At 49.3% G+C, this 19,256-nt stretch carries 19 protein-coding genes and 2 pseudogenes; 16 read left to right on the top strand and 5 right to left on the bottom strand.

Features of this window, described 5'->3' with window-relative positions:
* Positions 1-76: 76 nt before the first annotated feature.
* The 8 genes and pseudogenes from BEB54_RS26270 to patD form a co-directional block, all read left to right on the top strand.
* Positions 77-580 (top strand): annotated as a pseudogene (locus BEB54_RS26270) (IS3 family transposase); the annotation flags it as partial.
* Between the two features lie 215 nt (positions 581-795).
* A pseudogene (gene hicB / locus BEB54_RS26265) lies at positions 796-915 on the top strand (type II toxin-antitoxin system antitoxin HicB); the annotation flags it as partial.
* Positions 916-993: 78 nt separating this feature from the next.
* Complete coding sequence (locus BEB54_RS26260; protein ID WP_032184157.1) at positions 994-2,400, top strand: aminotransferase-like domain-containing protein; 1,407 nt, start codon at positions 994-996, stop codon at positions 2,398-2,400.
* A 244-nt stretch (positions 2,401-2,644) separates the two neighbouring features.
* Entirely contained in the window at positions 2,645-3,790 is a 1,146-nt protein-coding gene (gene ydcS, locus BEB54_RS26255) for a putative ABC transporter substrate-binding protein YdcS (protein ID WP_032184158.1), read from the top strand.
* Between the two features lie 17 nt (positions 3,791-3,807).
* Positions 3,808-4,821, top strand: coding sequence for an ABC transporter ATP-binding protein (locus BEB54_RS26250; RefSeq protein WP_000220426.1), 1,014 nt, complete (start codon positions 3,808-3,810; stop codon positions 4,819-4,821).
* Positions 4,822-5,763, top strand: coding sequence for an ABC transporter permease (locus tag BEB54_RS26245; protein WP_001251299.1), 942 nt, complete (start codon positions 4,822-4,824; stop codon positions 5,761-5,763).
* Positions 5,753-6,547, top strand: a complete 795-nt coding sequence (locus tag BEB54_RS26240) for an ABC transporter permease (protein ID WP_000555466.1) — start codon at positions 5,753-5,755, stop codon at positions 6,545-6,547. The genes BEB54_RS26245 and BEB54_RS26240 overlap by 11 nt, the downstream gene beginning before the upstream one ends.
* Positions 6,548-6,568: 21 nt before the next feature.
* A complete protein-coding gene (gene patD, locus BEB54_RS26235; protein ID WP_001163863.1) occupies positions 6,569-7,993 on the top strand; it encodes an aminobutyraldehyde dehydrogenase in 1,425 nt (474 codons plus the stop codon).
* Positions 7,994-8,089: 96 nt separating this feature from the next.
* Here patD and yncL read toward each other — a convergent pair whose 3' ends face one another.
* A complete protein-coding gene (gene yncL, locus BEB54_RS26230) occupies positions 8,090-8,185 on the bottom strand; it encodes a stress response membrane protein YncL (RefSeq protein ID WP_001303494.1) in 96 nt (31 codons plus the stop codon).
* Positions 8,186-8,378: 193 nt separating this feature from the next.
* On the opposite strand from yncL, the gene ortT reads away from it, so the two are divergent.
* Positions 8,379-8,552, top strand: coding sequence for an orphan toxin OrtT (gene ortT / locus BEB54_RS26225; RefSeq protein WP_000061178.1), 174 nt, complete (start codon positions 8,379-8,381; stop codon positions 8,550-8,552).
* Positions 8,553-8,637: 85 nt separating this feature from the next.
* Positions 8,638-8,871 carry a DUF2526 family protein YdcY gene (gene ydcY / locus BEB54_RS26220; RefSeq protein WP_000018633.1) on the top strand — a complete coding sequence of 78 codons (234 nt, stop codon included), beginning with the start codon at positions 8,638-8,640 and terminating at the stop codon, positions 8,869-8,871.
* Here the strand turns inward: ydcY and BEB54_RS26215 are convergent, their stop codons facing one another.
* Together BEB54_RS26215 and BEB54_RS26210 are read right to left on the bottom strand one after the other, a co-directional pair.
* Positions 8,872-9,321 carry a DMT family transporter gene (locus BEB54_RS26215; RefSeq protein ID WP_032184159.1) on the bottom strand — a complete coding sequence of 150 codons (450 nt, stop codon included), beginning with the start codon at positions 9,319-9,321 and terminating at the stop codon, positions 8,872-8,874.
* A complete protein-coding gene (locus tag BEB54_RS26210) occupies positions 9,321-9,836 on the bottom strand; it encodes a GNAT family N-acetyltransferase (protein ID WP_000027557.1) in 516 nt (171 codons plus the stop codon). The genes BEB54_RS26215 and BEB54_RS26210 overlap by 1 nt, the downstream gene beginning before the upstream one ends.
* A 180-nt stretch (positions 9,837-10,016) precedes the next feature.
* On the opposite strand from BEB54_RS26210, the gene curA reads away from it, so the two are divergent.
* Both curA and mcbR read left to right on the top strand, forming a co-directional pair.
* Positions 10,017-11,054, top strand: a complete 1,038-nt coding sequence (gene curA / locus BEB54_RS26200) for an NADPH-dependent curcumin/dihydrocurcumin reductase (protein WP_032184160.1) — start codon at positions 10,017-10,019, stop codon at positions 11,052-11,054.
* Between the two features lie 198 nt (positions 11,055-11,252).
* Complete coding sequence (mcbR, locus tag BEB54_RS26195; protein ID WP_032184161.1) at positions 11,253-11,918, top strand: colanic acid/biofilm transcriptional regulator McbR; 666 nt, start codon at positions 11,253-11,255, stop codon at positions 11,916-11,918.
* Positions 11,919-11,953: 35 nt separating this feature from the next.
* Here the strand turns inward: mcbR and pqqU are convergent, their stop codons facing one another.
* Positions 11,954-14,056: a TonB-dependent receptor PqqU gene (gene pqqU, locus BEB54_RS26190; protein WP_032184162.1), complete on the bottom strand. Its 2,103-nt coding sequence runs from the start codon at positions 14,054-14,056 to the stop codon at positions 11,954-11,956.
* A 241-nt stretch (positions 14,057-14,297) separates the two neighbouring features.
* Between pqqU and yncE the strand changes: the two genes are divergently transcribed.
* Complete coding sequence (gene yncE / locus BEB54_RS26175; protein ID WP_000550675.1) at positions 14,298-15,359, top strand: 7-bladed beta-propeller protein YncE; 1,062 nt, start codon at positions 14,298-14,300, stop codon at positions 15,357-15,359.
* A 112-nt stretch (positions 15,360-15,471) separates the two neighbouring features.
* On the opposite strand, the gene ansP is transcribed toward yncE, so the two are convergent.
* Complete coding sequence (gene ansP, locus BEB54_RS26170) at positions 15,472-16,971, bottom strand: L-asparagine permease (RefSeq protein WP_001309490.1); 1,500 nt, start codon at positions 16,969-16,971, stop codon at positions 15,472-15,474.
* 266 nt (positions 16,972-17,237) lie between these two features.
* Between ansP and BEB54_RS26165 the strand changes: the two genes are divergently transcribed.
* The 3 genes from BEB54_RS26165 to BEB54_RS26155 form a co-directional block, all read left to right on the top strand.
* On the top strand, positions 17,238-17,855 hold the full coding sequence (locus BEB54_RS26165) for a glutathione S-transferase family protein (protein WP_032184165.1): 618 nt from the start codon (positions 17,238-17,240) through the stop codon (positions 17,853-17,855).
* A gap of 75 nt (positions 17,856-17,930) precedes the next feature.
* Entirely contained in the window at positions 17,931-18,143 is a 213-nt protein-coding gene (locus tag BEB54_RS26160; protein ID WP_032184167.1) for a DUF5445 family protein, read from the top strand.
* 820 nt (positions 18,144-18,963) lie between these two features.
* Positions 18,964-19,256: contractile injection system protein, VgrG/Pvc8 family (locus tag BEB54_RS26155; protein WP_105277686.1), on the top strand; the 293-nt coding region annotated here is incomplete at its 3' end.

Genomic DNA, 19,256 nt, shown 5'->3' with positions numbered 1-19,256 from the left:
CTAGTCTAAAAACTAGTATTAAGACTATCACTTAAATAAGTGATATTGGTTGTCTGGAGATTCAGGGGGCCAGTCTATCTGGTGTGGCGATGTGACTTATATCTGGACGGGTAAACGTTGGGCTTATTTAGCCGTTGTGCTTGATCTGTTTTCCCGTAAACCGGTTGGCTGGGCGATGTCATTTTTCCCGGACTCTGCACTGACAACGAAAGCGCTGTCCATGGCCTGGGAAGCGCGAGGAAAGCCCGCTAATTTGCTGTATCACTCGGATCAAGGGAGCCACTATACCAGCAGAAATTTCAGACAGTTACTGTGGAGATATCAGATAAAACAAAGCCTGAGTCGCCGGGGAAATTGCTGGGATAACAGCCCGATGGAACGTTTTTTTAGAAGCCTGAAAACGGAGTGGGTACCAGATAATGGATACGCTAATTTTAGCGAAGCCAGCGCAGCGATAACAAACTACATCACGGGATATTACAGCCAGCTCAGACCTCATCAATATAACGGTGGTTTGACGCCGAATGAATCAGAACGATTGTTCTGGAAAAACTCTAAAGCCGTGGCCAATTTTTGTTGACCACTACAGCAGATACACATTGCCTTTAAAGTGGAGGAAACCATCATTACCAATCATGTAGGAGAACATCCATTCACAATCGTTATCCGCTTCCCAGAACGCCACGGTCTCATCGTCAATCAGGTAATGTCCATGTTGCGACGCGCTGCGTAGTTGATGATTGCTTTACCGATGTTCATTGTTGTACCCCCTCGTGTTATTGTGGGTACATGATATTAGGCAAACCTAAACAGGAAATTACGCGCTTATTTAACTTGCACCATGCGACAAAAATCGACGCCGTCCAGCTTGCGGCTAAGGCGCTTGGCAAAGAGTTATCGCTGGTGATGGTTTGATAACAGTTAATGAAAAGTTGTCATTTTTAACAACTGATATAGACTGCCGAATCACCTGCACATAATAACGATTCGATAATGAAAAAATACCAGCAGCTTGCAGAACAATTACGCGAGCAGATTGCGTCGGGTATCTGGCAACCCGGAGATCGTTTGCCTTCGTTGCGTGACCAGGTGGCGCTTTCTGGCATGAGCTTTATGACTGTCAGCCATGCCTATCAGTTGCTCGAAAGTCAGGGATATATTATCGCGCGACCGCAATCGGGTTATTACGTTGCGCCACAGGCAATAAAAATGCCGAAAGCGACAGTCATTCCAGTCACTCGAGATGAAGCAGTCGATATCAACACCTATATTTTTGATATGTTGCAGGCCAGTCGCGATCCGTCGGTAGTTCCGTTTGCCTCGGCCTTTCCCGACCCGCGACTTTTCCCCCTCCAACAACTAAACCGCTCGCTGGCGCAGGTAAGCAAAACCGCCACGGCGATGAGCGTGATTGAAAACTTACCGCCAGGAAACGCAGAACTGCGTCAGGCTATTGCTCGTCGCTATGCCTTACAGGGCATCACTATTTCTCCTGATGAAATTGTCATTACCGCCGGGGCGTTAGAGGCATTAAACCTCAGTTTACAAGCGGTAACGGAACCAGGCGATTGGGTGATAGTAGAGAATCCTTGTTTCTACGGCGCGTTGCAGGCGCTGGAGCGGTTACGGCTGAAGGCGTTATCGGTGGCGACGGACGTTAACGAAGGGATCGACCTTCAGGCGCTGGAACTGGCGTTGCAGGAGTATCCGGTGAAAGCGTGCTGGCTGATGACTAATAGCCAGAATCCGCTCGGTTTTACCTTAACGCCGCAGAAAAAAGAACAACTGGTAGCGTTGCTCAATCAATACAACGTAACGCTGATTGAAGATGACGTTTACAGCGAACTTTATTTTGGACGGGAAAAACCGCTGCCTGCGAAAGCGTGGGATCGCCACGATGGTGTTTTGCATTGCTCTTCGTTTTCGAAATGTCTGGTGCCTGGTTTTCGTATTGGTTGGGTCGCCGCCGGAAAACATGCACGTAAAATTCAACGCTTGCAGTTGATGAGTACGCTTTCCACCAGCTCACCGATGCAGCTTGCACTGGTGGATTACCTTTCCACGCGCCGATACGACGCCCATCTTCGTCGCCTGCGTCGCCAGCTTGCGGAACGTAAACAACGTGCCTGGCAGGCACTGCTGCGTTATCTGTCTGCGGAAGTGAAAATTCATCATAATGACAGCGGTTATTTTCTCTGGCTGGAACTCCCCGCGCCGTTAGATGCGGGCGAATTAAGCCTGGCAGCACTGACGCATCATATCAGTATTGCGCCGGGTAAAATGTTTTCTACCGGTGCAAACTGGTCACGTTTTTTTCGTTTTAATACTGCATGGCAGTGGGGCGAGCGCGAAGAACAGGCGGTTAAACAATTAGGCAAACTTATTCAAGAACGGCTGTAATAGCGTTTAATTTAATTCATCTTAGGTTGGGTAATATGAATTTCGAATAGCAGTCATATTTCCTAACCCCTTGTCTATACTCCAGAAGATAATCTCACAGACGGCATAATGCGCGGTAGCTCACAACCTGATTAAATTTTCTCAGGGGCGAAGGTGTGCCTGCAAGCCGCCGTCTATGGTTAAACAAGGAGATATTTTTACGGCACGGCGGCTGAACAATTAATTACGACAGGAGTAAGACCTTATGAGCAAGACATTTGCCCGCAGCAGCCTGTGTGCGCTCACCATGACAATAATGACCGCTCACGCCGCCGAACCGCCTACCAATTTAGATAAACCGGAAGGGCGACTGGATATTATCGCCTGGCCGGGATACATCGAACGCGGACAAACTGATAAACAATACGACTGGGTAACGCAATTCGAAAAAGAGACAGGCTGCGCGGTGAATGTGAAAACCGCCGCGACTTCTGATGAAATGGTCAGTCTGATGACCAAAGGGGGTTACGATCTGGTTACAGCATCCGGCGATGCCTCGCTGCGCCTGATTATGGGCAAACGCGTGCAGCCGATTAATACCGCATTGATTCCCAACTGGAAAACGCTCGATCCGCGCGTGGTTAAAGGCGACTGGTTTAACGTTAGTGGCAAAGTTTATGGCACACCTTACCAATGGGGGCCGAACCTGTTGATGTACAACACTAAAACCTTCCCGACGCCGCCGGATAGCTGGCAAGTGGTTTTTGTTACGCAGAATCTGCCGGACGGTAAGAGCAATAAAGGCCGCGTTCAGGCTTATGATGGCCCTATTTATATTGCGGATGCTGCGTTGTTCGTTAAAGCCACTCAGCCGCAGTTGGGCATCAGCGATCCGTATCAACTCACCGAAGAACAGTACCAGGCGGTGCTGAAAGTGCTGCGCGATCAACATAGTTTGATCCATCGCTACTGGCATGACACTACCGTGCAAATGAGCGATTTCAAAAACGAGGGTGTGGTTGCTTCCAGTGCATGGCCCTACCAGGCCAACGCCCTGAAAGCCGAAGGCCAGCCTGTCGCTACCGTTTTCCCGAAGGAGGGCGTTACCGGTTGGGCTGACACCACCATGCTACATAGCGAAGCGAAACATCCGGTTTGCGCCTACAAATGGATGAACTGGTCATTAACGCCAAAAGTGCAGGGCGATGTGGCGGCCTGGTTTGGCTCGTTACCGGTAGTGCCGGAAGGGTGTAAAGCCAGTCCGTTATTAGGCGAAAAAGGTTGTGAAACAAACGGTTTTAACTATTTCGATAAAATCGCCTTCTGGAAAACGCCTATAGCAGAAGGGGGCAAGTTTGTTCCTTACAGTCGCTGGACGCAGGATTATATTGCCATTATGGGCGGCCGCTAACTTCGCTGGGGTGTTTTATGACGTACGCAGTGGAGTTTGACAACGTATCGCGACTGTATGGTGATGTGCGCGCGGTAGATGGTGTCAGTATTGCGATAAAAGATGGTGAGTTTTTCTCAATGCTGGGGCCGTCTGGCTCCGGCAAAACCACCTGCCTGCGCCTGATTGCTGGATTCGAACAGCTTTCCGGCGGGACTATATCTATCTTTGGTAAACCCGCCAGCAATCTGCCACCGTGGGAGCGGGACGTGAATACCGTTTTCCAGGACTACGCGCTTTTTCCGCATATGTCGATTCTTGACAACGTGGCCTATGGGCTGATGGTCAAAGGGGTGGATAAAAAACAGCGACACGTAATGGCGCAAGAGGCGCTGGAGAAAGTGGCGCTCGGATTTGTACAGCAACGTAAACCGTCACAACTTTCTGGTGGTCAGCGTCAGCGGGTTGCCATTGCCAGAGCGTTAGTGAATGAACCGCGCGTATTGCTGCTGGATGAACCGCTCGGCGCACTGGATCTTAAGCTGCGTGAGCAGATGCAACTGGAACTGAAAAAACTACAACAGTCTCTTGGCATCACCTTTATTTTCGTCACCCACGATCAGGGCGAGGCATTATCGATGTCCGATCGTGTTGCGGTATTCAATAACGGTCGCATTGAGCAGGTTGATTCACCGCGTGACCTCTATATGCGCCCGCGCACGCCGTTTGTTGCCGGATTCGTCGGGACATCCAACGTTTTTGAGCCGCTAATGGCCGAGAATCTTTGCGGCATGATAGGCAGTTTTGCCCTGAGACCGGAACATATCCGCCTCAACACCCCCGGCGAAGTGCAAGTTAATGGCACGATCCAGGCGGTGCAGTATCAGGGCGCGGCGACCCGTTTTGAACTGAGACTGAATGGCGGTGAAAAACTGCTGGTGAGTCAGGCCAATATGACAGGCGAAGAACTGCCTGCCACGCTCACGCCCGGACAACAGGTGATGGTTTCCTGGTCGCGCGATGTGATGGTGCCGCTGGTTGAGGAGAGGTGAATGGCGATGAACGTATTGCAATCACCTGCGCGCCCAGGATTGGGTAAGGTGTCAGGTTTCTTCTGGCGGAAACCGGGACTGGGGCTGTTTTTGCTGCTGCTTGGTCCGCTGATGTGGTTTGGCATTGTCTATTTTGGTTCACTCCTGACGTTGTTATGGCAGGGCTTTTATACCTTTGACGATTTCACCATGTCGGTAACGCCAGAACTGACGCTGGCGAATATCCGTGCGCTGTTTAATCCGGCGAATTACGACATCATCCTCCGCACGCTAACCATGGCTGTGGCTGTCACTATCACCAGCGCCATTCTGGCTTTTCCGATGGCGTGGTATATGGCGCGCTATACCAGCGGGAAAATGAAAGCGTTCTTCTATATTGCGGTGATGCTGCCAATGTGGGCAAGCTACATTGTTAAAGCTTATGCCTGGACATTATTGCTGGCAAAAGATGGCGTGGCGCAGTGGTTTTTACAACATCTGGGGCTGGAACCACTGCTGACAGCGTTCCTTACATTACCAGCGGTGGGCGGTAACACGTTGTCAACTTCCGGGCTGGGGCGCTTTCTGGTGTTTCTCTATATCTGGCTGCCGTTCATGATCCTGCCGGTGCAGGCGGCGCTTGAGCGTTTGCCGCCGTCATTGTTGCAGGCGTCGGCTGATCTTGGCGCGCGTCCACGGCAAACCTTTCGCTATGTGGTGCTGCCGCTGGCGATCCCGGGTATTGCCGCTGGCTCTATCTTTACCTTTTCACTCACACTGGGCGATTTTATCGTTCCGCAGCTGGTTGGCCCTCCAGGATATTTTATCGGCAATATGGTTTATTCCCAGCAGGGGGCGATTGGCAATATGCCGATGGCTGCGGCATTCACCCTGGTGCCGATTGTTCTCATCGCACTGTACCTGGCGTTCGTGAAACGTCTGGGAGCATTCGATGCACTCTGAACGCGCACCGTTTTTCCTTAAACTGGCGGCCTGGGGCGGCGTGGTTTTCCTTCATTTTCCCATCCTGATTATCGCCGCCTATGCTTTTAATACCGAAGATGCAGCGTTTAGTTTTCCACCGCAAGGCCTGACGCTGCGCTGGTTTAGCGTGGCAGCACAGCGTAGTGATATTCTTGATGCTGTGACACTGTCACTTAAAGTGGCGGCGCTGGCGACATTAATTGCGCTGGTATTAGGGACACTGGCCGCTGCTGCGCTGTGGCGTCGGGACTTTTTCGGTAAAAGCGCCATTTCATTGTTATTGCTGCTGCCCATTGCGCTACCGGGCATTGTCACTGGTCTGGCGCTATTAACTGCTTTTAAAACCATCAATCTGGAGCCGGGATTTTTCACCATCGTGGTCGGTCATGCGACTTTTTGCGTAGTGGTGGTGTTTAACAATGTCATCGCCCGTTTTCGCCGCACCTCCTGGAGTCTGGTTGAGGCGTCAATGGATCTTGGGGCCAATGGCTGGCAAACCTTCCGCTACGTGGTGTTGCCGAATCTCAGTTCGGCGCTTCTGGCAGGAGGAATGCTGGCGTTTGCTTTGTCGTTCGATGAAATCATCGTTACGACTTTTACGGCAGGTCATGAACGAACGTTACCGTTGTGGTTACTCAATCAGCTTGGGCGACCACGTGATGTACCGGTAACCAACGTCGTGGCACTGCTGGTTATGTTGGTAACAACCTTGCCGATCCTGGGAGCCTGGTGGCTAACCCGCGAAGGCGACAATGGTCAATAACCACTGATACAGGAATATGCTATGCAACATAAGTTACTGATTAACGGAGAACTGGTTAGCGGCGAAGGGGAAAAACAGCCTGTCTATAATCCGGCAACGGGGGACGTTTTACTGGAGATTGCCGAGGCATCCGCAGAGCAGGTGGATGCTGCTGTTCGCGCGGCAGATGCAGCATTTGCCGAATGGGGGCAAACCACGCCGAAAGCGCGTGCGGAATGCCTGCTGAAACTGGCCGATGTTATTGAAGAAAATGGTCAGGTTTTTGCCGAACTGGAGTCCCGTAATTGTGGCAAACCGCTGCATAGTGCGTTCAATGATGAAATTCCGGCGATTGTCGATGTCTTTCGCTTTTTCGCCGGGGCGGCGCGCTGCCTCAATGGTCTGGCGGCCGGCGAATACCTTGAAGGTCATACTTCAATGATCCGTCGGGATCCGTTGGGGGTCGTGGCTTCTATCGCACCGTGGAATTATCCGCTGATGATGGCCGCGTGGAAACTGGCTCCGGCGCTGGCGGCAGGGAACTGCGTAGTGCTTAAACCATCAGAAATTACGCCGCTGACAGCGTTGAAGCTGGCTGAACTGGCGAAAGATATCTTCCCGGCTGGCGTGATTAATGTGCTGTTTGGCAGAGGCAAAACAGTGGGCGATCCGCTGACCGGACATCCCAAAGTGCGGATGGTGTCGCTGACGGGCTCTATCGCCACCGGCGAGCACATCATCAGCCATACAGCGCCGTCTATTAAGCGTACTCATATGGAACTTGGTGGCAAAGCGCCAGTGATTGTTTTTGATGATGCTGATATTGAAGCAGTGGTCGAAGGTGTTCGTACTTTTGGCTATTACAATGCCGGACAGGATTGTACTGCGGCTTGTCGGATCTACGCGCAAAAAGGTATTTACGATACGCTGGTGGAAAAACTCGGTGCTGCAGTGGCAACGTTAAAATCTGGTGCGCCGGATGACGAGTCCACAGAGCTTGGACCGTTAAGTTCGCTGGCACATCTCGAACGTGTCAGCAAGGCGGTAGAAGAGGCGAAAGAGACAGGGCACATCAAAGTGATCACCGGTGGTGAAAAGCGCAAGGGTAATGGTTATTACTACGCGCCTACGCTGCTGGCTGGCGCGTTACAGGACGATGCCATCGTGCAAAAAGAGGTATTTGGTCCGGTGGTGAGCGTGACGGCCTTTGACAATGAAGAACAGGTGGTGAACTGGGCGAATGACAGCCAGTACGGACTTGCATCTTCGGTATGGACTAAAGATGTGGGCAGGGCGCATCGTGTCAGCGCACGGCTGCAATATGGTTGTACCTGGGTCAATACCCATTTCATGCTGGTAAGTGAAATGCCGCACGGTGGGCAGAAACTTTCTGGTTACGGCAAGGATATGTCACTTTATGGGCTGGAGGATTACACCGTCGTCCGCCACGTCATGGTTAAGCATTAAGGATAATATTGCAGATCGTAAGAGTATGAGATGATCTTGCGTACTGTCAGAGCACTGATTTCTCTGACAGTACGTGCTGCGTGCAAAATCACTACATCAAATAAACCAGCCAAATCTCATAGAGATAAGAGTAAACAAACCAACAGCAGCAAAGACATTTATCAGTACTACAGTTCTACTGGAAACATTCATTTTTGCCACCTTTTATCATTGCCCCTATGTGTATAGTACGGGTTAAGAAAATCCGCAATAATACTTATTCTGAAGATGGATAAGGGCAAGTTGCTGTTGATGATTTTTTCTCAAACTGGTGAAAAAACTTGATGCACGTCAAAAAATGACGCATATTTGCGCGCGTTTTATTCATCTGGCTGGACGCCCGTACATGTCTCTCTATCAACACATGCTTGTTTTTTATGCGGTTATGGCAGCAATCGCATTTCTTATCACCTGGTTTCTTTCTCACGATAAGAAACGCATCCGTTTCTTAAGCGCCTTTCTGGTGGGGGCAACATGGCCGATGAGTTTCCCGGTGGCGCTGTTGTTTTCACTGTTTTAAATCTTACGCACTGGCTTGACGGCACCACGCAGACTTATATCATTTGGATGAATCGATAAATTTCACAAGTGGCTAAGGAGAAAGTATGTCGCATCTGGATGAAGTCATCGCGCGCGTGGATGCCGCGATTGAAGAGAGCGTCATTGCCCATATGAACGAATTATTAATCGCCCTGAGCGATGACGCGGAGTTAAGTCGGGAAGATCGCTACACCCAGCAGCAGCGTCTGCGCACAGCGATCGCCCATCACGGTCGCAAGCATAAAGAAGATATGGAAGCGCGCCACGAACAGTTAACCAAAGGCGGCACCATCCTCTGATTAAAATGTGCGCCTGGCCACCAGCCAGGCACCAACCACAAGTAAAATTGCGCCACAAATTGGGCCGATCAACGCCCGTAGTGGTACGCCATGACTGCGGAAGATATCCAGCACCAGACCGCCAATTAGCTGGCTGGCGACCAGTACTGCAATAGTTGTCGCCGCTCCCAAATTCTGATATCCGCTGATACTGGCGAAGACAAAAAAAGATCCCAGCAAGCCGGGTATAAGTGTCCACCAGCGTACGCTGGACACCAGTTCGCCAAACCCCGCCATGCCTTGTTTAAACCATAAAATAGAAACAAAGAGCACAATCCCTACCAGTGAGTTCAGCAACATGGCGATGAGAATGGTAGAGGAGGTCTGGGTGATGCGCACCATTAGCGTGTTCTGGACGACCAGACCAATCCCTACGGCAATCAAAAAGGCAAGGGTAAGCGACTGATTCATCAGATTGCGTCCGGTTCACTGCGTTCGTCGAGTTGCAACTGCATAAAGGTCAGATCCAGCCAGCGCCCAAATTTAGTGCCCACCTGCGGCATTTGTGCGGTGATGACAAATCCCAGCGACTGGTGGAGATGCAGCGAAGCCTGATTTTGCGATTCGATCCCGGCGACCATAACATGCTTCCCGCAATCCCGCGCTTCATCAATCAATCGGCTTAACAATTTACGCCCAAGACCTTTGCCCTGATGATCAGGATGGACATAAACCGAATGCTCCACGGTATGGCGAAAACCATCGAAACTACGCCAGTCGCCAAACGAGGCATATCCCGTCACTACGCCATCTTCTTCACTCACCAGCACCGGATAACCTGCTATGGTCCGCGCTTCAAACCAGGCAATGCGGTTATCTGCATCCACCGTTTGGTCATTCCAGATAGCCGCCGTATACAACACGGCGTGGTTATAAATTTCCGCAATGGCAGCACAGTCGGCTTTGCGGGCAAAACGGATGGACATGTCTGGCCTCGATAAAATAATGATAATGACGTTATCAATACTATCGAAAACAGCCCGAAGCAACGGATTCCTCGATGAAATTATTGCGTGTTGCAGAGGGGATGTGACGACTGCAAACAAAACCAATCCTGCGAGCCTGCTACTATTGATGGATTCATGCCAAAAGCACAGGAGAGCATTATGGGGCAACAAAAGCAGCGTAACCGCCGTTGGGTTCTGGCCTCGCGTCCGCATGGCGCGCCGGTTGCGGAGAATTTTCGTCTTGAAGAAGATGATGTCGCCACACCGGGTGAAGGACAGGTATTACTGCGCACAGTTTATTTGTCACTGGACCCGTATATGCGTGGACGTATGAGCGATGAGCCATCTTATTCACCGCCGGTTGACATTGACGGCGTGATGGTCGGCGGTACGGTGAGCCGTGTCGTGGAGTCAAATCATCCTGATTACCAGCCTGGTGACTGGGTGCTGGGCTACAGTGGATGGCAGGACTATGACATATCCAGTGGTGATGATTTGGTGAAACTTGGCGATCATCCGCAAAATCCATCGTGGTCGCTGGGTGTGCTGGGGATGCCAGGCTTTACCGCTTATATGGGCCTGCTGGATATCGGTCAGCCCAAAGAAGGCGAAACGTTGGTGGTAGCTGCAGCGACAGGACCAGTGGGGGCGACGGTGGGGCAAATCGGCAAACTTAAAGGTTGCAGAGTGGTGGGGGTAGCTGGTGGCGCGGAAAAATGCCGCCATGCTACCGAGGTGTTGGGCTTCGATGTCTGCCTTGACCATCACGCGGATGATTTTGCCGAGCAACTGGCGAAAGCGTGCCCAAAAGGTATCGATATTTATTATGAAAACGTTGGCGGTAAGGTATTTGATGCGGTGCTACCGTTACTCAATACATCCGCGCGCATTCCCGTCTGCGGCTTAGTGAGCAGCTATAACGCTACAGAGCTACCACCCGGTCCGGATCGTTTACCCCTGTTGATGGCAACGGTGCTGAAAAAACGCATTCGCTTGCAAGGGTTTATTATTGGTCAGGATTATGGTCACCGTATCCATGAGTTTCAGCAGGAGATGGGACAATGGGTGAAAGAGGGGAAAATTCACTATCGTGAACAAATTACCAACGGTTTGGAGAACGCCCCACAGACGTTTATCGGCCTGCTGAAGGGTAAAAACTTTGGCAAAGTGGTGATCCGCGTGGCGGATGATGATTAAAGATACGACGGCGGCATAAAGCCGCCATAAAAATCCAGGCAAAAAGCTTATTTTCAGCTTTAATTAACTGACCACATCATTATTCTGCTGCTAATAACTACAAAGGTGAGTGGCTTATGATTATTCATTTTAACACACCAGGTGAACGCCTTCTGCTATGCAGGCAGGGTCGGAAAGAAAACACGCGAAGGAAGTAAAATGCCTGGAACGGAAAAAATGAAACATGTCAGTTTGACTATGCAGGTTGAGAACGACCTGAAACATCAACTAAGTATTGGCGCACTAAAACCTGGCGCACGCCTGATTACTAAAAATCTGGCGGAGCAATTAGGTATGAGTATTACACCTGTGCGTGAAGCATTATTACGTCTGGTTTCGGTGAATGCGCTCTCTGTCGCACCAGCGCAAGCATTTACAGTACCGGAAGTGGGGAAAGGTCAATTAGACGAAATCAATCGGATCCGCTACGAACTGGAATTAATGGCAGTTGCTCTGGCTGTAGAAAACCTCTCCTCGCAAGATATAGCGGAACTTCAGAAATTGCTCGATAAATTACAGCAGGCGCAAGAAAAGGGCGACATGGAACAAATCATTAATGCGAACAGGTTATTTCGCTTAGCGATTTATCATCGTTCAAATATGCCCATCCTGTGTGAGATGATTGAGCAACTGTGGGTCAGGATGGGACCTGGTTTACATTATCTTTATGAAGCGATTAATCCAGCGGAATTACAGGATCGTATAGAAAGCTATCATGAACTACTCGCCGCGTTGAAAGTAAAAGACAAAGAGCGATGCAGACATTGTCTTGCTGAAATTATGCAACAAAATGTTGCTATGTTATACCAGCAATATAATCGTTAAATTAAATGCCCGGCAAATACCGGGCATCAATATAATCACTCAAATCGCCACGCAACATTCACGCCGATACCATAATTTCGCCCGGGCGCAGGTTCGTAATATCGCCCGTTTGACTCATTGACAATGACAGAACCAACGTATTCTTTATCGAATAAATTATCGACACGACCAAATAAATCCACACTTAAATTGTGGAAATTGTATTTATACCCGGAGAATAAGCCGACGAGAGTATAAGACGGCGCTTTGGCCGTATTTTCATCATCGGCCATAATATCGCCCATATAACGCGCTTCCGTACCTGCATACCAGCCATCTTCCGGTACATAACCTATCGACGCAAAGCCCATATTACGGGCGATCCCTGGCATCCGGTTACCGTTACAATCATGTTCATTGCACACATTGCTGCGATAGGTCGCATCAAGCCAGGTCCAGGACGCTTTTACGCGAAAATCTCCCGCGAAACGTTGATCCCATGCCAGTTCAGCGCCTTGACGACGGGTCTTTCCGGCATTTTTGTAAGTCGTACGCCCACCGCTACTGTTATCGACAACAATTTCATCATCGGTGTCGGTCTGGAACAATGCGAGACTAAGCAGCCCATTACCAATACGCGTTTTACTGCCGATCTCAATTGTATCGTTGGTGGATGGTTTTAAACCAAAGTTCATACCGCTTTGACCGTCAGCACGATAAGACAGCTCATTAATCGTCGGCGTTTCAAAACCACGCCCGGCTGCCAGATAGATATTCCAGGCATCGGTCATTGCATATTTTAACGATCCGGCTGGTAGCCATTTGTGATAACTGGCATCACCACTGTCATCGCCGTTACCCGGAGTAATGTAATGATCGTTGGAATCAAACCATACGGAGCTGTAGCGCACGCCAGCATCCAGCGACAGTTTTTCGATCAGCTGCCACTGCGTTTGTAAATAAGGATCGACGTTCCACATCAGATTGCGTTCGTCGCGGCGCAACTCACCTTTTTGCCCGTATTCCGGCACGCCGCTATACAGGCGGAAGTTGTTGTAGCCTTTACGGTTTTCACTCATGTTTTCGTAGTTCAGGCCGGTAGTGAACGTGACCGGAACACCCAGTTCGCCACGGTGTGTCCAGCGGCCGTCTATCCCCTGATAATGGCGTTGCAGAGTAATCACGCCGCCCGCATGCGATTGGTTAAGTTGCGGGGCCATTGGGATTGACTGGTACTGGGTCGTTTCTCGTTCTCCGGCATACATCATCACACTCATATCATCCTGCGAACTCAGGCTACGTTCATAGCGCAACCCAGCCTGAGTTTGCTTGATGGTTTTTCGCGTGTCGTACTGTTCAGCGCGTGGCGCTTGTTGCGGATTCGCCTTCCATTCTGCTTCGGTTAGCCCACCTGGGTCATCTGCTTTGATATCCACACTATTGAAAATCAGGCTTAATTTGCTGGCGTCATCAATGCGAACGCCCAGTTTGGCATTGGCTAAATTTTTCTGTGCGCCACTATGATCACGATAGCCGTGGGTCGTAAAACGCGTGGTTGAGACGGTGTAATCAACATCGCCGGGCTGTGTGCCGTCTCCCGTTGCGCCCGTTGCTTTCAGCCCATAGCGCCAGCTGCCAAAACTGCCATAGTAACTACTGGATTCAATGGTTGGTGGCTGTTGCCCGGTCTGGGTGGTGACATTCATTACACCGCCAGACGCGTTGCCATACAGGGCAGAAAAGGGGCCACGCAGCACTTCCACATTTTGTACACTGCTTAAATCGATGTTGGATGTTTGCCCTTGCCCGTCGGGCATTGTGGCGGGAATACCGTCGACATACAGGCGAATACCGCGAATACCGTAAGTGGAGCGGGAGCCAAATCCGCGAATCGACAGCTGTAAATCTTGCGCATAGTTCTGCCGGTTTTGTACCTGCAAACCAGGCACGCCGGTCAGTGATTCGGACAAGTTAATGCGCGGTGTTGCCAGACGCATCTCCTCGCCATCCACCACGCTTACTGCTGCTGGGGTATCCAGTTCTGAAACCACCTGCGGTGCGGCACTGACAATCATAGTCTGTTCATCAGCGGCAAAAACAACGGGGGAAAGGACAAGCAGTGCGGGCAAAACGGTCTGTCGGACGGAAAAAATCTTCATGAAAAAAGCCAGGTTAAGAATGGGAAAACGCCGTCATGGTAATGAAATTGTAAATTTATGGAAAATGAAACGGCACAATACGTTAAGTAATTGAGAAAATTGTAGTCGTAACGGCAAGAAATGCTCCACATTTGAGAAAATAATGATTATCATTCCCATTTATAACAAGAGCGTAACGATGATTACGCTTAGCGAAGCATTGTGAAGCAGCAAAAATATCGGTTCATCAAAGGGAGTCGTCATGCATTTACGTCATCTGTTTTCATCGCGCCTGCGTGGTTCATTACTGTTAGGTTCATTGCTTGTTGCTTCATCATTCAGTACGCAGGCCGCAGAAGAAATGCTGCGTAAAGCGGTAGGTAAAGGTGCCTACGAAATGGCTTATAGCCAGCAAGAAAACGCGCTGTGGCTCGCCACTTCGCAAAGCCGCAAACTGGATAAAGGTGGCGTGGTTTATCGTCTTGATCCGGTCACTCTGGAAGTGACTCAGGCGATCCATAACGATCTCAAGCCGTTTGGTGCCACCATCAATAACACGACTCAGACGTTGTGGTTTGGTAACACCGTAAACAGCGCGGTCACGGCGATAGATGCCAAAACGGGCGAAGTGAAAGGCCGTCTGGTGCTGGATGATCGTAAGCGCACGGAAGAGGTGCGCCCGCTGCAACCGCGTGAGTTGGTAGCTGATGATGCCACGAACACCGTTTACATCAGTGGTATTGGTAAAGAGAGCGTGATTTGGGTCGTTGATGGCGAGAATATCAAACTGAAAACCGCCATCCAGAACACCGGTAAAATGAGTACCGGTCTGGCGCTGGATAGCAAAGGCAAACGTCTTTACACCACTAATGCCGATGGTGAATTGATTACCATCGACACCGCCGACAATAAAATCCTCAGCCGTAAAAAGCTGCTGGATGATGGCAAAGAGCACTTCTTTATCAACATCAGCCTCGATACCGCCAGGCAGCGTGCATTTATCACCGATTCTAAAGCGGCAGAAGTGCTAGTGGTCGATACCCGTAATGGCAATATTCTGGCGAAGGTTGCGGCACCGGAATCACTGGCTGTGCTGTTTAACCCAGCGCGTAATGAAGCCTACGTAACGCATCGTCAGGCAGGTAAAGTCAGTGTGATTGACGCGAAAAGCTATAAAGTGGTGAAAACGTTCGATACGCCGACCCATCCGAACAGCCTGGCGCTGTCTGCCGATGGCAAAACGCTGTATGTCAGTGTGAAACAAAAATCTACTAAACAGCAGGAAGCTACTCAGCCGGACGATGTGATTCGTATTGCGTTGTAATAGATATGGCGAGGGTGAAAACTGAGAGACTTGCCTGACTTTTATCACGCCGCATCCGGCACCCTCGTTTCTAATCTGAATTTGCCCGGCACATAGCCGGGCAATTTTGCAATTAACTCGCCGTCTCTGGCTTAAACACAATTTCCTGTTGTTCTTCATCTTCCTCGACGACTGGCGCAGTGCTGTGAATTTCAGCAACGCGTTTGCGCACACCAAACCAGCCTATAACCAGCAGAATACCGATAATCGGCAGCGCCGCAATGGTATAAGTTCCGTTCGGGTAATCGAACGCCATCAGCACCAGGACGCTCAGCAAAAACAGTAATGTCAGCCAGGAAGTGAAGGGCGCGCCAGGCAGTTTAAAACTGACATCCGCTGCTTTGCCTTCTTTAATCGCTTTACGCAGGCGCATCTGGCAAACAATGATAAACGCCCATGATGCGATGATTCCCAGCGACGCGAAATTCAACACAATTTCAAATACGCGCGACGGCACCAGATAGTTGAGGAATACGCCGACGACATACACAACTAGTGTCGCCAGAATCCCGGCATACGGCACATGCTGACGACTCATTTTCGCCATAAAACTCGGTGCGGAACCGCCCATCGCCATTGAGCGCAGAATACGTCCGGTGCAGTACAGACCTGAGTTCAGGCTGGAGAGGGCAGCGGTCAGCACCACAATGTTCATAATGCTGCCGATGTAAGGCACGCCCAGTTTAGAGAAAAACGTCACGAACGGACTTTGCCCCGCCTGATACGCGCTCCACGGCAATAACATAACCAGCAACACCACGGAGCCGACGTAAAACAGGCCAATACGCCAAATCACACTGTTAATCGCTTTAGGCACCATGGTCTGCGGATCTTTACATTCTCCGGCAGCTGTACCCACCATTTCAATGGAGGCAAAAGCAAACACTACGCCCTGAATCAATACCAGCGCAGGTAGCAAACCATGGGGGAAGAAGCCGCCATTATCGGTGATTAAATGAAAGCCAGTGGTGTTGCCATCCAGCGGCTGACCACTACCGAGGAACACTGTACCCACGACCAAAAAGGTCACAATGGCGAGCACTTTAATAAGCGCAAACCAGAACTCCATCTCCGCAAACCATTTCACACCGATCATATTCATGGTGCCAACGATGGTCAGCGCAGCGAGCGCAAAGACCCACTGCGGCACGCCGCCAAACGCGCCCCAGTAATGCATATACAGAGCGACAGCGGTAATATCAACAATCCCGGTCATCGCCCAGTTGATGAAGTACATCCAGCCAGCAACGTAAGCGGCTTTCTCACCCAAAAACTCACGGGCATAAGAGACAAAACTGCCACTGGAAGGGCGGTGTAGCACCAGCTCACCCAATGCACGCAGAATAAAAAATGAAAACAGGCCGCAGATTAAATAGACCAGTGCCAGTGCTGGCCCCGCCATTTGCAGTCGGGCTCCTGCACCTAAAAACAAGCCGGTGCCAATCGCGCCGCCAATGGCGATCATCTGTACCTGGCGATTGCCCATCGCTTTGTGATACCCCTCTTCGTGGGCATTAAGCCAGCGACGTTTCGCGGCGTGTTGATCTGAAGTGTCGGTGTCGTGTTTACTCATTGCTCTCCCTGATTGCTTTAATGAAAAAGTCATATAAGTTGCCATGAACAATGTTTATTCATCCTGGCGATGATAGTTATCACCATTATTCTTTATGGGTATAAAACTATCGGCGCAGCATCCTACCCGTTATCGATAAACGATGCAAAACATCCCCTTACAATCCTGAAGGGGAATAATACAACTGACGAAAAAATGACAAATCCTTTTGCTGGTTAACCTGTGTACTGTCCTACACTTAATCTTTAAAAGATTGTGAGGGGCATATGATTAAGGTGTATGGCGTACCCGGATGGGGCTCTACAATCAGTGAGCTGATGCTATCACTGGCTGATATTCCTTATCAGTTCGTTGATGTCAGTGGTTTTGACCACGAGGGAACTTCACGCGAGTTATTGAAAACCCTGAACCCGTTGTGTCAGATTCCGACACTGGCGCTGGAAAATGACGAGATTATGACGGAGACAGCGGCGATTGCATTGATGGTTCTCGATCGTCGCCCGGACCTTGCGCCACCGGTTAGGCGCGCCGAACGTCAGCAGTTTCAACGGCTATTGGTCTGGCTGGTTGCTAATGTCTATCCAACATTCACTTTCGCCGATTACCCTGAGCGTTGGGCTCCTGACGCACCCGAACAGTTAAAGAAGAATGTTATTGAATATCGTAAATCGCTTTATATCTGGCTGAATTCACAATTGACCGCTGAACCTTATGCGTTTGGTGAGCAACTAACGCTGGTGGACTGTTATCTTTGCACTATGCGCACATGGGGGCCTGGGCATGAATGGTTTCAGGATAATGCCACGAATATCAGTGCGATCGCTGATGCTGTATGTCAGTTACCGAAATTACAAGAAGTATTAAAAAGGAATGAAATTATTTGAGTGGGATACCAGAATATTATGTTATTTATTATTCAGTAACTTTATCCACAATGATGGACGTAATTAATTAGATTCATGTTATGTTTTTTAATTTATATCACTCTCCCTTTCATTCAGCTTGTCTATTTCATTTCCTCTGAAAAGAAACTAACTATTCACATTGTGCAGATGTTTCAGTTGTTATCACAGGCATTCTATAATCTCAAAATGTCTTTAATAATGGATATGCTCGGAGTTGGAGATGCAATTAATATTAATACAAATAAAAATATCCGGCAGGTATGCTAAAAGGATAAATGGCGTTCTCTGTATTTATTCGCGATTTTCTGTAGGAAAAATATGGAGAGTTTGATGAGTCAGAGCTAAAACAGCAATTGATAAATAAATATGTTGATTTATTCAAGAAAATGGATGTATTTCAAATATTGATTCTTAATATAACCTAATCAATAGATTATCACGTGAGAGCTGCACGTTATTGGAGGGGCAGGGGAAAACACCATTTTGGGAACAATGAATCAGGTACTCTTACCACTGAAGCAAGATCATCCGGGCACCAGGTGGTGTTGCAGTGCTTTGGAAATGGTCCCCTCGGGGGAGTTGTCATTATTTTCTATGCTATTTGCTTATGATATTCATCAGGTGAATTTAATAAATTCCTAATTTGAAATATCCACTATTAAGCCAGTGTTTAACGACGTTAAGATGGCAATGTGCAGATCATGTTATCAGGGTGGGGCGGTAGCGTATATTCCTTATACAAACCATCATTCATTTCAATGATTGTTATTGAATTATTTATTTTTGTGAATAAAAAGACATTATGAATATTGGTTTGACTTTGCATATCAGGTTTTTTATTACTCGCTGTAATGTACGAGCCTGTCGTGAATAACGTCGAGAACCCATCCGTTGCGTTTGTGATTATTTTGTTGACTAAACAGACACCCGTTTCTCTGAAGTAAAATCCCAGACTAAATCATCACATAACCATGACATTTTTCTGATATTCCCCGGTAACGCCAGATGTCGACTCGCTTATCTCATCCGTCCGACATGTTGTACATGCAATATGTGCGGATTATTATTCATTTTCACGGAGGTTGCTATGTCAACCGGATTACGTTTCACGCTGGAAGTGGACGGCCTGCCACCGGACGCGTTTGCGGTGGTTTCCTTTCATCTCACCCAGTCACTCTCTTCACTTTTTTCCCTCGACCTTTCTCTGGTCAGTCAGCAGTTTCTTTCCCTTGAATTTCCGCAGATCCTCGACAAAATGGCCTACCTGACGGTATGGCAGGGCGATGACGTACAGCGCCGGGTAAAAGGTGTGGTGACCTGGTTTGAACTGGGGGAGAACGACAAAAACCAGATGCTGTACAGCATGAAGGTGTGCCCACC

The organism is Escherichia sp. MOD1-EC6021 (genome assembly GCF_002965245.1).
In the GTDB taxonomy this organism is placed as follows: Bacteria; Pseudomonadota; Gammaproteobacteria; order Enterobacterales; family Enterobacteriaceae; genus Escherichia; species Escherichia coli_F.
Note: the sequence above shows the minus strand (reverse complement) of the source record. Positions and strands in the feature narration are given on the sequence as shown.

Excerpts from the sequence above, each read along its gene's own strand:
- BEB54_RS26260 (WP_032184157.1), top strand. The coding sequence starts at position 994 with ATGAAAAAATACCAGCAGCTTGCAGAACAATTACGCGAGCAGATTGCG.
- ydcS (WP_032184158.1), top strand. The coding sequence starts at position 2,645 with ATGAGCAAGACATTTGCCCGCAGCAGCCTGTGTGCGCTCACCATGACA.
- BEB54_RS26250 (WP_000220426.1), top strand. The coding sequence starts at position 3,808 with ATGACGTACGCAGTGGAGTTTGACAACGTATCGCGACTGTATGGTGAT.
- BEB54_RS26245 (WP_001251299.1), top strand. The coding sequence starts at position 4,822 with ATGGCGATGAACGTATTGCAATCACCTGCGCGCCCAGGATTGGGTAAG.
- BEB54_RS26240 (WP_000555466.1), top strand. The coding sequence starts at position 5,753 with ATGCACTCTGAACGCGCACCGTTTTTCCTTAAACTGGCGGCCTGGGGC.
- patD (WP_001163863.1), top strand. The coding sequence starts at position 6,569 with ATGCAACATAAGTTACTGATTAACGGAGAACTGGTTAGCGGCGAAGGG.
- yncL (WP_001303494.1), bottom strand. The coding sequence starts at position 8,185 with ATGAATGTTTCCAGTAGAACTGTAGTACTGATAAATGTCTTTGCTGCT.
- ortT (WP_000061178.1), top strand. The coding sequence starts at position 8,379 with ATGTCTCTCTATCAACACATGCTTGTTTTTTATGCGGTTATGGCAGCA.
- ydcY (WP_000018633.1), top strand. The coding sequence starts at position 8,638 with ATGTCGCATCTGGATGAAGTCATCGCGCGCGTGGATGCCGCGATTGAA.
- BEB54_RS26215 (WP_032184159.1), bottom strand. The coding sequence starts at position 9,321 with ATGAATCAGTCGCTTACCCTTGCCTTTTTGATTGCCGTAGGGATTGGT.
- BEB54_RS26210 (WP_000027557.1), bottom strand. The coding sequence starts at position 9,836 with ATGTCCATCCGTTTTGCCCGCAAAGCCGACTGTGCTGCCATTGCGGAA.
- curA (WP_032184160.1), top strand. The coding sequence starts at position 10,017 with ATGGGGCAACAAAAGCAGCGTAACCGCCGTTGGGTTCTGGCCTCGCGT.
- mcbR (WP_032184161.1), top strand. The coding sequence starts at position 11,253 with ATGCCTGGAACGGAAAAAATGAAACATGTCAGTTTGACTATGCAGGTT.
- pqqU (WP_032184162.1), bottom strand. The coding sequence starts at position 14,056 with ATGAAGATTTTTTCCGTCCGACAGACCGTTTTGCCCGCACTGCTTGTC.
- yncE (WP_000550675.1), top strand. The coding sequence starts at position 14,298 with ATGCATTTACGTCATCTGTTTTCATCGCGCCTGCGTGGTTCATTACTG.
- ansP (WP_001309490.1), bottom strand. The coding sequence starts at position 16,971 with ATGAGTAAACACGACACCGACACTTCAGATCAACACGCCGCGAAACGT.
- BEB54_RS26165 (WP_032184165.1), top strand. The coding sequence starts at position 17,238 with ATGATTAAGGTGTATGGCGTACCCGGATGGGGCTCTACAATCAGTGAG.
- BEB54_RS26160 (WP_032184167.1), top strand. The coding sequence starts at position 17,931 with ATGTTATGTTTTTTAATTTATATCACTCTCCCTTTCATTCAGCTTGTC.